Below are 11,176 nucleotides of genomic sequence, written 5' to 3' on the forward strand. Positions count from 1 at the left end.
CTGGACCCTTCTTGGCGCTTCGTGCGTAACGAGGCGCTTCAGAAGGGCCGGCGCTGTTGCCACCAACCGAGCATCCGATCCACCGAGGCTTCGATGGTCAGCGCCGAGTTGTCGAGCAGCTGCGCGTCCTGCGCTGGGGCCAGAGGAGAGGCCGAGCGGTTCTTGTCCCGTTCGTCCCGCGCCTCCAAATCTTCGCGTAAGCCTTTAATATTAGCGGAAATACCCTTGGAAATCAATTGCTTATACCGCCGCTCGGCGCGCGTGGCGGCGCTGGCCGTGAGGAAGACCTTGAGGTCGGCGTCGGGAAAGATGGCCGTGCCCATGTCGCGGCCGTCCGCGACCAGGCCGGGCAGGCGGCGAAAGCTCAGCTGCAGCTCGTGCAGCGCCTGGCGGACGGCGGGGTGCACGGCGACCTGCGAGGCCAGCAGGCCGGTCGCTTCGGCGCGCAGGCGGGCGCTGACGTCCTCCTGGCCAAGGAAGACCTGCCCGTCGGTGAAACGCAGTTGCAGCGTCGGCACGATGGCCGCCACGGCGGCGCCGTCGTCCAGGTTCAGGCCGGCACGACGCGCGGCCAGGCCGGTCACGCGGTAGAGGGCGCCGGAGTCGAGCACCGCGAAGCCCAAGGCCTTGCCCACCTCGTCAGCCAGCGTGCCCTTGCCGGAGGCGGTCGGGCCGTCGATGGTGATGACGGGGATGTCGGCGGCGCGGGCCGTGACGACGCCGAACAGCGTCTCGAAGTAGTCCGGGAAGGTCTTGGCGACGCAGTGCGGCTCAAGGATGCGCACCGGCTGGGCGGTGTCGGTCACCAGGCCGTTGAAGGCGGCCAGCGAGAAGCACATCGCGACGCGGTGGTCGTCGTAGGTGTGGATGGCGGCAGCCTGCCAATCGTGCAGCGGCTGCACGCGGATCCAGTCAGGGCCCTCGTCGACCGTCGCGCCCAGCTTGCGCAGCTCGGCCGCCATCGCAGCAATGCGGTCGGTCTCCTTGACGCGCCAGCTGGCGATGTTGGTCAGCGTCGTCGGGCCGTCGGCGTAGAGCGCCATCACGGTCAGCGTCATCGCCGCGTCGGGGATGTGGTTGCAGTCCAGCGTGATGCCCTTGAGCGGCCAGGCGCCGCGGCGGACTTCCAGCCAGTTCGGGCCGGCTTTGACCTCAGCGCCCATGGCGGCGGCAGCCTCGATGAAGCGCACGTCGCCCTGCAGGGACTCGCTGCCGACGCCTTCGATACGCATGGGCGCGTCGCTCGCGGCGATGGCGCCCAGGCCGACGAAATAGGACGCCGACGACGCGTCGCCTTCGACGAACACCTCGCCCGGCGAGCGGTAGCGGCTGCCGGCCGGAATCACGAAGGCCTCCCAGCCCTCGCGTCGCACCTCAATACCGAAGCGCGCCAGCAGCGCCAGCGTGATCTCGATGTAGGGCTTGGAGATCAGCTCGCCGATGACCTCGATGCGGATGTCGCGCTTGGCGACCAGGGGCAGGGCCAACAGCAAGGCGGTCAGGAACTGGCTGGACACGTCGCCACGCACGCGCACCGGTGTGTCCAGCGCGAGCGGGGACGGGCCGCGCAGGCGCAGCGGCGGATAGCCCGCGTTGCCGAGGTCGTCGATCTCGCAGCCCAGGCCGCGCAGCGCGTCAACCAGGTCGCCAATGGGCCGCTCGTGCATGCGCGGTACGCCCGAGACCTCGAAGCTGCCGCCTTGGGTCGCGGCCAGCAAGGCCAGCGCGGCGGTCAGCGGGCGCATCGCCGTGCCCGCATTGCCGAGGAAGAGCTGGGCCTGCTTGGCCAGCAACTGGCCGCCCAGGCCGTTGATGCTGACCGCGTCGCCGTCGCGCACCACACCGCAGCCCAGGGCGCGTAACGCGTCCAGCATGACGGCCGTGTCGTCGGAGGCGAGCAGGTCGCGCACGACGGTGCGGCCTTCGCTCAGCGCCGCCAGCAGCAGCACGCGGTTGGAAATGCTCTTAGAGCCGGGCAGGCGCACGGTGCCTGCGGCGCCGCGCAGCGGCGGCAGGTCGAGGAAAGGAATCTTGAACATCACTTAGCCGTAGGGCGGCCGGGAGGGAGGGCAGGGGTGGGCGCAGGCGCAGGATTGCCCCAGGCCGCACGGCCTTCGGCGATGGGCCGCAGCGCGGCTTCCAGTGCCGTGGCGTCGCCGGCTTCGATCAGGGCTTCGAGCTGGTCCAGCATGGTGCGAAAGCGCTTGGACTGGGCCAGCACCTCGTGCTTGTTGGCCAGCAGGATGTCGCGCCAGACGCCCGGCTCGCCCGCAGCGATGCGGGTGAAGTCGCGGAAGCCCGGGCCGGCCAGGCTGAGGTAGTCACGCGCCGCCGGTTGCTCGGCGATGGCCTGGAAGTAAGCGAAGGCCAGCAGATGCGGCAAGTGACTGACGGCGGCGAAGGCGGCGTCGTGGTTGTGCGGCCGCATCTTCAGCACCGTGGAGCCCAGGGCCGACCAGACGTCGGTGGCGCGYTGCACCAGCATCGGGTTGGTGAAGGGCTGGGGCGTCAGGATGACCTGCCGCCCCTCGTAGAGCGTGGCCTCGGCGTGCTGCACCCCACCCGACTCCTTGCCCGCGATGGGGTGGCAGGGCACGAAGCTGGCGGCGCGCTCACCCAGCGCCCGGCGTGCCGCCTCGATGACGTCGCACTTGGTGGAGCCGACGTCCATGAACAGGACGCCCGGGTTCACGAGATGGCGGATGGCCTTGAGCGTGCTCTCCGTAGCCGACACAGGCACGGCGATTAGCACGATGTCGGACCCGGACACGGCCAGCAGCGCCGACTCGGCGGCCACGTCGATGACGCCCAACTTCTTGGCCAGCTTGGTCGTCGACGGSGACTTGCTGTAGCCGAYSACSCGCTTGACCAGGCCGGCSYKTTTCATCGCCAGCGCGAASSWGCCGCCCATCAGGCCGCATCCGATCACGCCGAGTTGTTGGAACATGATCAGTTCTTGACCGGGTAGGCACCCAGCACCTTGAAGAAAGCGCAGATCTCGCGCAGTTCGTTCAGTGCATCGGCCACGTGAGGCTGTGTCGGGTGGCCGTCGAGGTCGATGTAGAAGTAGTAGTCCCACTGGCCGGTGCGGGCAGGGCGGGACTCAAGGCGGGTCATAGACACGCCATGCTTCTTCAGCGGCACCAGCAAATCGTGCATTGCGCCCGGGCGGTTGGCCACGGAGACGACCAGGCTGGTGCAGTCACGCCCGGTGGCCGGCGGCGTGGCCATCGTCTGCGGCAGGCAGATGACGGCGAAGCGGGTGCGGTTGTAGGCCTCGTCCTGGATGGCGTGGGCGACGATGTGCACGCCGAACAGCGTGGACGCGCGCTCGGCGCCCAGCGCGGCCCAGGCCGGGTTGGTGGCGGCCAGGCGGGCACCCTCGGCGTTGCTGGACACGGCGCGCCGCTCGACGTCGGGCAGATGCTTGTTGAGCCAGTTCTGGCACTGGGCCAGCGCCTGCGGATGCGCCAGCACCGCCTCGATGCCGTGCATGGAGGGTTCCCTGCGCATCAGGTTGTGGCGGATCAACAGGGACACCTCGCCGACGACATGGCAGGGGGTATGCAAGAACAGATCCAGCGAGCGCGTCACGACACCCTCGGTCATGTTCTCCACGCCGACAACGCCGAACTGCGCGCCGCCGCTGGCCGTCGCATGGAAGACCTCGTCGAAGTTGGCGCAGTAGGTCATGTCCGCCGCACCGCCGAAATACTCCAGCGCGGCCTGCTCGCAGAAGGTGCCCATGGGGCCCAGCACGGCGACACGCTGCGGCGACTCCAGCGCCAGGCAGGCGGACATGATCTCGCGCCAGATCGCGGCAACATGCTCGCCCTTCAGCGGGCCGGGGTTGGCGGCGCGGATCTTGTCGATCACCTGGGCGACGCGGTCGGGGCGGAAGAAGGGCGTGCCTTCGGCGCGCTTGATCTCGCCGACCTGCTCGGCGACGTGGGCGCGCTCGTTCAGCAACGCCAGCAATTGCTTGTCCAGGCCGTCGATCTGGTCGCGCAGCGCCAGCAGGGCCTGGGAGGCGACGGGTTCAGCCATGACGGGCCTCGAAATCCTTCAGGAACGACACCAGCGCCTGCACGCCTTCCAGCGGCATCGCGTTGTAGATGGAGGCGCGCATGCCGCCGACCGACTTGTGGCCCTTGAGCGCCAGCAGGCCGGCGGCCTTGGCCTGGGTGAGGAAGGGCTCGTTGAGCTTCTCGTCACGCAGCAGGAAGGGCACGTTCATGCGCGAGCGGCAACTGGGGGCGACGCGGTTCTCGTACAGGCCGGAGGCGTCCAGCGCGCCGTAGAGCAGGGCGGCCTTGTCGATGTTGCGCTGCTCGATGGCTGCGAGGCCGCGCTTGCCGGCGTATTCCAGCGCCTTGACCCAATGGAACACCAGGCCGGCGACGTAGATAGCGAACGTCGGCGGCGTGTTGTACATGGACTGGTTGGCGGCCACGGTCTCGTAGTTGAAGGCCGAGGGGCAGATGTCCAGCGCGTGGCCGAGCAGGTCATCGCGCACGAACACGAGCGTCATGCCGGCTGGGCCGATGTTCTTCTGTGCGCCGCCGAAGGCCAGGCCCACGTGCTCCCAGGCTATCGTGCGCGATAGCAGATGGGACGAAACGTCGATGACCAGCGGCACGCCGTTCGTCAGCTGCGGCAGTTCGTGGAACTCGACACCGTCGATGGTCTCGTTCGTGCAGAGATGCAGGTAGGCGGCGTCGTCGCGCAGCGCCCACTCGCGCGGGATGGCGTAGCCCTTGCCGATGTCGGCCGCGATCTGCACGTCGGCGTAGCGGCGCGCCTCGGCCGCGCTCTTGCGCGACCAGGAGCCGGTGACGACGACGTCGACCTTGCCGCCACGGCTGAGATTCAATGGCACGATGGCGTTCTCGCCCAGGCCGCCGCCCTGCATGAACAGGATGCGAAAGTTGCTCGGCACCGCCAGCAACTCACGCAGATCCGCTTCAGCACCCTCCAGGATGGCGCCGAACTCCTTGCCGCGATGGCTCATCTCCATGACGCTCATGCCGCTGCCGTGCCAATCGAGCATCTCGGCGGCCACCTGCCGCAGCACGGGCTCGGGCAGGGTGGCGGGGCCGGGGGCGAAGTTGAACGGGCGGGATGAGGTCATCGACGGGCGGGCTGGCTGCGGATTACTTCTTCGGTGCGGCGGACGCCGCCGGCTTGGGTGCCGAGGCGGGCGGCTGCGGCTGGATGCCAAGCTGCTTGGCGAGGGTGGCCTGCAAGGTCTTGAAGCGGCCATCCAGCGTCGGACCGGCTTCGCCCATGACCTTTTGCACGATGGCCTTCTGCAGTTCGGCGTTTGCCATGCTGAATTTCTGGCTGACCGGTGATTCTGCCCAGGCCAGCACCTGCTTCAGTTCGTCCTCGTTGAAGCGTTCGTCCAGCAGTGCCGAAGCAGTGTTGGGCACGGCTTTGGAGATCTTGTCCTTCAGATAGGGCACGTTCTCTTCGGCGAACTTCTTCAGTTCCGCTTCCAGGGCTTTGGCAGTGGCTTCGCGCTTCTCTGCCGGCACCTGCTGGACTGCACCGCGCAGTTGCTGTGCCAGTTGCGAAAGCGGCGCCTGCACGAGGCCGTTTGCCATGCTATCGGCCCCCTGCTGCTGCAGCGCGACGATCTTGTCGATCAGCGCCTTCTTGGCCGGCGACGGTTGGGCCAGGGCGGAACCGGCCGCGAGGGCCAGCGCGAGGGCCAGGCCCAGTTTGCGAGAAATCATGTCAATCCTTGGGAGCTTCAGGGGTGTCATTGGTCGGGTCGGCCTCGCCCGGTTCGGCGGCGGCATCGGCTTCATTGGCGTCGTTCTCGACGATGCGCTGCAGGCCCGACAGCTTGCTGCCGTCGTCCAGCGCGATCAGCGTGACGCCTTGCGTGGCGCGGCCCAGTTCGCGGATCTCGCTGACGCGGGTGCGCACGAGCACGCCCTTGTCGGTGATCAGCATGATCTCGTCCTCTGGGCGCACCAGCGTGGCGGCGACGACGCGGCCGTTGCGCTCGCTTTGCTGGATGGCGATCATGCCCTTGGTGCCACGCCCGTGGCGGGTGTACTCCAGGATGCTGGTGCGCTTGCCGTAGCCGTTTTCGGTGGCGGTCAGCACGCTCTGCGATTCGTCCTCGGCCACCAGCATGGCGATGAGGCGCTGGTCGGGCTCGAGCATCATGCCGCGCACGCCGCGGGCGGTGCGGCCCATGGGGCGCACGTCGTCCTCGTCGAAGCGCACGGCCTTGCCGCCGTCGCTGAACAGCATCACGTCGTGGCGGCCGTCGGTCAGCGCGGCGCCGATCAGGTGGTCGCCTTCGTCCAGGTCGACGGAAATGATGCCGGCCTTGCGCGGGTTGGCGAAGTCCTTCAGCGAGGTCTTCTTGACCGTGCCCATGGCGGTAGCCATGAAGATGAAGTGATCTTCTGGGAAGCTGCGGAACTCGCCGGTCAGCGCCAGCACGACGGTGATCTTCTCGCCGGCCTGCAGCGGGAACATGTTGACGATGGGCTTGCCGCGCGAGTTGCGCGAACCCTGCGGCACTTCCCAGACCTTGAGCCAATAGACGCGGCCGCGGTCGGAGAAGCACAGCAGCCAGTCGTGCGTGTTGGCGATGAAGAGCTGGTCGACCCAATCGTCATCCTTGGTCTGCGTGGCCTGCTTGCCGCGGCCACCGCGCTTCTGCGCACGGTATTCGCTCAGCGCCTGGCTCTTGATGTAGCCGGTGTGCGAGAGCGTCACGACCATGTCGGTCGGCGTGATCAGGTCTTCGGTGCCGAGTTCCTGGGCGTTGTGCTCGATGACGCTGCGGCGCGCGCCCAGCTTGGTCTGGCCGAACTCGGTCTTCAGCTGGATCAGCTCGTCGCTGATGATGCTGGTGACCCGGGCCGGCGTGGCCAGGATGTCCAGCAGGTCGGCAATCTCCGACATCACTTCCTTGTACTCGCCGACGATCTTGTCCTGCTCCAGGCCGGTCAGGCGCTGCAGGCGCATCTGCAGGATCTCGCCGGCCTGCGATTCCGACAGGCGATACAGGCCATCGGTCTGCATGCCGTACTCGGGCTCCAGACCGTCGGGGCGGAAGGCCGAGCGGCCGCCGGGCGTCTGGCCTTCGGCGCGGGACAGCATCTCGCGCACCAGTGACGAATCCCAGCTCTTGGCCATCAGCGCGGCCTTGGCGACGGGCGGCGTCGGCGAGGTCTTGATGGTCTCGATGAACTCGTCGATGTTGGCCAGCGCCACCGCCAGGCCTTCCAGTACATGGCCACGCTCGCGCGCCTTGCGCAGCTCGAAAATTGTGCGCCGGGTCACCACCTCACGGCGGTGCTCCAGGAACACGATGACCATGTCGCGCAGATTGCAGAGCTTGGGCTGGCCGTCGATGAGGGCCACCATGTTCATGCCGAAGCTGTCCTGCAGCTGCGTCTGCTTGTAGAGGTTGTTCAGCACCACTTCGGGGACTTCACCGCGCTTGAGCTCGATGACGACGCGCATGCCCGACTTGTCGGACTCATCCTGGATGTGGCTGATGCCCTCGATCTTCTTCTCGTGCACCAATTCGGCGATGCGCTCGAGCAGCGTCTTCTTGTTGACCTGATAGGGGATCTCGTCAACGATGATCGACTGGCGGGCGCCCTTGTCGATGTCCTCGAAATGCACCTTGGCGCGCATGACGACTCGGCCGCGGCCAGTGCGGTAGCCGTCGCGCACGCCAGCCAGGCCGTAGATGATGCCGGCGGTGGGGAAGTCCGGCGCCGGGATGATCTCCATCAGCTCGTCGACCGTGCACTCCGGGTTCTTCAGCGCGAACAGGCAGGCGTCGATGACTTCGTTGAGGTTGTGCGGCGGGATATTCGTCGCCATACCCACGGCAATACCCGACGAGCCATTCACCAGCAGATTCGGCAAACGGGTCGGCAGGACCAGCGGTTCCTTATGGCTGCCGTCGTAATTCGGCCCGAAATCGACAGTTTCCTTGTCGATGTCCGCCAGCATTTCGTGGGCGATTTTGTCGAGCCGGATTTCGGTGTATCGCATCGCGGCGGCGTTATCGCCGTCGATGGAACCGAAGTTGCCCTGCCCGTCGATCAGCATGTGGCGCAGGCTGAATGGCTGGGCCATGCGGACGATGGTGTCGTAAATCGCCGAGTCGCCGTGCGGATGGTATTTACCCATCGTTTCACCCACTGCCTGCGCACTCTTGCGGTACTTGGCGTTGTAGGTGTTGCCCATCTCGTTCATCGCGTACAGCACGCGACGGTGCACCGGCTTGAGGCCGTCGCGGGCATCGGGCAGGGCGCGGCCGACGATCACGCTCATCGCGTAATCGAGGTAGGAGCGGCGCATCTCCTCCTCGAGGCTGATCGGCAGGGTTTCCTTGGCGAACTGGGTCATGCGGGCTCGATCTTCAGCGTGCGCGGCCTGGCCTCACGGCGGGGCAACATCAGGGGTGGCGAAAGGTGCTAATTCTATGCGGAGCGCTACCCTGTAGCAGGAGCGCAACAGCGTCACCGCGCCCACGAACGTAGGCCGCCACAATGCGGTCGACCCAGTGCCCACATGGCACAATCGTTGAGTCCCTAGGAGAAACCCTAAAGACTCTCCTGCGGTTTGAGTACTGACTCTCGCAGGGCAACTGCGGCATTCCTTGAGAGGAGAATCATGAAGAAACTGAATCGCGTGGCGTCGCTGTTTGCGGTGGCTGCCGTCGCCGTTGCGGCATCGTCTGGCGCGTCGGCGCAAACCATCGACAACTGGCGTGCTACCGACGGTACCGTCTGGAAGAACGGCACCAACGAATATTGCTGGCGCGACAACTTCTGGACGCCGGCAACGGCTGCCAAGGGTTGCGACGGCGAAATCAAGCCTGCGGAAAAGCCGCTCGCTCCGCCTGCGCCGCCGCCTCAGCCCCCGGTGCCCCCGCCTGTCCCGCCGAAGCCGGTCCCCCCGCCGCCTCCGGCTCCGGTCAGCGAGAAGGTCACCTTCGCTGCTGATGCCTTCTTCGACTTCGACAAGTCGACGCTGAAGCCCGAAGCCACCGCCAAGCTGGATGACCTAGTCAGCAAGACCAAGGGCATCAACCTGGAAGTCATCATCGCCGTGGGCCACACCGACTCGGTGGGCAGCGATGAGTACAACCAGAAGCTGTCGATCCGCCGCTCGGAAGCCGTCAAGGCCTACCTGGTGGGCAAGGGTGTCGAGCCGAACCGCGTCTACACCGAAGGCAAGGGCGAAAAGCAGCCCGTGGCCGACAACAAGACCACCGAAGGCCGCGCGAAGAACCGTCGCACGGAAATCGAAGTCGTCGGTACCCGCAACAAGTAAGCTCCGGTGCCTTCGGGCACTGAGCGCAAAGCCCCGCCGGCTCGCCGTCGGGGCTTTTTTATTTTCAGCAGACCATGACGATCAACRCCGACCCGCAAGAGCTCGCCAAGTTTGGCGAACTGGCCCACCGCTGGTGGGACCCCGAAAGTGACTTCAAGCCGCTGCACCAGATCAACCCGCTGCGGCTGGGCTGGATCCAGCAGTTCTCCGCGCTGGCGGGGAAGCGCGTCGTCGACGTGGGCTGCGGTGGCGGCATCCTGAGCGATTCCATGGCCCGTGCCGGTGCACAGGTGCTGGGCATCGACCTGTCGACCAAGCCGCTGCGTGTCGCCGAATTGCACGCGATGGAAGCCGGCACCGAGGGCGTGGAATACCGCGAGATTGCCGTCGAGGCGCTCGCCGCGGAGCAGCCTGCGAGCTTCGACGCCGTCACCTGCATGGAGATGCTGGAGCATGTGCCCGACCCCGCCTCCGTCGTGCGCGCCCTGGCCACCTTGGTCAAGCCCGGCGGCTGGGTGTTCTTGTCGACGCTGAATCGCAACGCCAAGTCCTTCCTCCTCGCCATCGTCGGTGCCGAATACGTGCTGAACATGCTGCCCAAGGGCACGCATGAATACGCGCGTTTCCTGAAACCTTCCGAGCTGGCACAGTTTTGCCGCGACGCCGGCCTGGAGCTGCAAACCAGCCGCGGCCTCAGCTACAACCCGCTGACGCAGCGCTACAGCCTGGGTAGCGACACCGACGTCAACTACCTGCTTGCCTGCCGGCGCCCGTTGTGACGCCGCTCGCCCCGCGCTGGGCGCATCTGCAGGCAGTCCTCTTCGACCTGGACGGCACGTTGATCGACAGCGCCGGGGACCTGGCCCGCGCGGCGAACGCGATGCGCGCCGAACGTGGGCTGGTGCCGCTGCCGCTTGCGCAATATCGGCCGCATGGCGGCTCGGGTGCACGCGGCATGCTCGGCCAGGCCTTCGCCGTCGCGCCCGGGGAGCCGCTGTACGACGAGCTGAAGCGCGAGTTTCTCGATCGCTATGAGGCGCTGATGTTCGACAGCACGGCCCCGTTTGCCGGCGTCGAGGCTGAGCTTGTGGCGCTGTCGGCTGCTGGCCTTGCCTGGGGCATCGTCACCAACAAGGCCGAGCGCTTCGCGCTGCCGTTGACGGCGGCGCTGCGCCTCGGCGCGCAAACGGTGGTTGGCGGCGACACAACGGGTCATACCAAGCCCCATCCCGCGCCGCTGCTGGAAGCGGCGCGTCGGCTGGGTGCGGCGCCCGAGGCCTGCCTCTACGTCGGCGACGACGAACGCGACGTCATTGCCGGTCGCGCCGCCGGCATGGCAACGGCGGTGGCGGCCTGGGGCTACCTGGGCCCGCAGGCCGATCACCGTCAGTGGGGCGCCGATATCGTGCTGTCTGCGCCGGGTGAGCTCTTGAAGCCGCTCGGACTGGCCTAAACTAGGCCTCTCTGGGGCCGACTTGGTTTCGACGTGGGTGCGGATCCGGAGTAGGGCATGCCGAGCACCAGTTCGCTCGTAAAACCACTGGAAACAAAGTAACTGCAAACGACTCTACGTTCGCACTCGCCGCTTAATTGCGGATGAGCTTCTCAACGGCAGGCCGATGGGCCGGGCTGAACCTCGCAAGGGGCTAGGCTGAGAAGTCACTCACATCGGCTGGCAATGCGCTGGGTCACTCAGTGTGTTGTGAGATCAAGTGACTGGCGGGAAAGCTAGCGTGCCACTGCGCGAGTTGACCGTGAGATTCAAATCAGCCGGCTAAGCATGTAGATCTGCCCGGTGATGGCTTGCGGACGGGGGTTCAATTCCCCCCGGCTCCACCATCCAAACGAAAAG

The 11,176-nt window shown here is 66.7% G+C and carries 9 protein-coding genes and 1 other RNA gene; 4 read left to right on the plus strand and 6 right to left on the minus strand.

The annotated features are described in order from the left end of the window. Positions 1 to 38 precede the first annotated feature (38 nt). The 6 genes from ACXRVZ_RS23745 to gyrA are packed head-to-tail and all read right to left on the minus strand — an operon-like array spanning position 39 to position 8,394. The gene (locus tag ACXRVZ_RS23745) at positions 39 to 2,039 is read right to left on the minus strand and encodes a bifunctional 3-phosphoshikimate 1-carboxyvinyltransferase/cytidylate kinase (protein ID WP_457424988.1); all 2,001 of its coding nucleotides are present in this window, start codon (positions 2,037 to 2,039) and stop codon (positions 39 to 41) included. Further along, the gene (locus tag ACXRVZ_RS23750; protein ID WP_458232898.1) at positions 2,039 to 2,947 is read right to left on the minus strand and encodes a prephenate dehydrogenase; all 909 of its coding nucleotides are present in this window, start codon (positions 2,945 to 2,947) and stop codon (positions 2,039 to 2,041) included. Before ACXRVZ_RS23750 ends, ACXRVZ_RS23745 begins: the two co-directional genes overlap by 1 nt. A gap of 2 nt (positions 2,948 to 2,949) precedes the next feature. Beyond that, positions 2,950 to 4,047 (minus strand): prephenate dehydratase, encoded by a 1,098-nt coding sequence (pheA, locus tag ACXRVZ_RS23755; protein WP_457424984.1) that lies wholly within the window; start codon positions 4,045 to 4,047, stop codon positions 2,950 to 2,952. Further along, positions 4,040 to 5,131, minus strand: coding sequence for a 3-phosphoserine/phosphohydroxythreonine transaminase (serC, locus tag ACXRVZ_RS23760; RefSeq protein WP_457424982.1), 1,092 nt, complete (start codon positions 5,129 to 5,131; stop codon positions 4,040 to 4,042). Before serC ends, pheA begins: the two co-directional genes overlap by 8 nt. A gap of 22 nt (positions 5,132 to 5,153) precedes the next feature. Continuing rightward, positions 5,154 to 5,813 carry a DUF2059 domain-containing protein gene (locus ACXRVZ_RS23765; protein ID WP_457424980.1) on the minus strand — a complete coding sequence of 220 codons (660 nt, stop codon included), beginning with the start codon at positions 5,811 to 5,813 and terminating at the stop codon, positions 5,154 to 5,156. Further along, on the minus strand, positions 5,740 to 8,394 hold the full coding sequence (gene gyrA / locus ACXRVZ_RS23770; RefSeq protein ID WP_458232899.1) for a DNA gyrase subunit A: 2,655 nt from the start codon (positions 8,392 to 8,394) through the stop codon (positions 5,740 to 5,742). The genes ACXRVZ_RS23765 and gyrA overlap by 74 nt, the downstream gene beginning before the upstream one ends. Before the next feature lie 267 nt (positions 8,395 to 8,661). Here gyrA and ompA point away from each other — a divergent pair, with 267 nt between their 5' ends. The 4 genes from ompA to ssrA all read left to right on the plus strand — a co-directional run bounded on the left by ompA (position 8,662) and on the right by ssrA (position 11,163). Then, positions 8,662 to 9,324 (plus strand): outer membrane protein OmpA, encoded by a 663-nt coding sequence (gene ompA / locus ACXRVZ_RS23775; RefSeq protein ID WP_457425018.1) that lies wholly within the window; start codon positions 8,662 to 8,664, stop codon positions 9,322 to 9,324. A 74-nt stretch (positions 9,325 to 9,398) separates the two neighbouring features. Next, positions 9,399 to 10,103, plus strand: a complete 705-nt coding sequence (gene ubiG / locus ACXRVZ_RS23780; RefSeq protein WP_458232900.1) for a bifunctional 2-polyprenyl-6-hydroxyphenol methylase/3-demethylubiquinol 3-O-methyltransferase UbiG — start codon at positions 9,399 to 9,401, stop codon at positions 10,101 to 10,103. Beyond that, the gene (locus ACXRVZ_RS23785) at positions 10,100 to 10,777 is read left to right on the plus strand and encodes an HAD-IA family hydrolase (protein ID WP_457424974.1); all 678 of its coding nucleotides are present in this window, start codon (positions 10,100 to 10,102) and stop codon (positions 10,775 to 10,777) included. The genes ubiG and ACXRVZ_RS23785 overlap by 4 nt, the downstream gene beginning before the upstream one ends. A 13-nt stretch (positions 10,778 to 10,790) precedes the next feature. Continuing rightward, positions 10,791 to 11,163: a transfer-messenger RNA gene (ssrA, locus tag ACXRVZ_RS23790) on the plus strand. Positions 11,164 to 11,176: the final 13 nt, after the last annotated feature.

The organism is Roseateles sp. P5_E8, assembly GCF_054177665.1.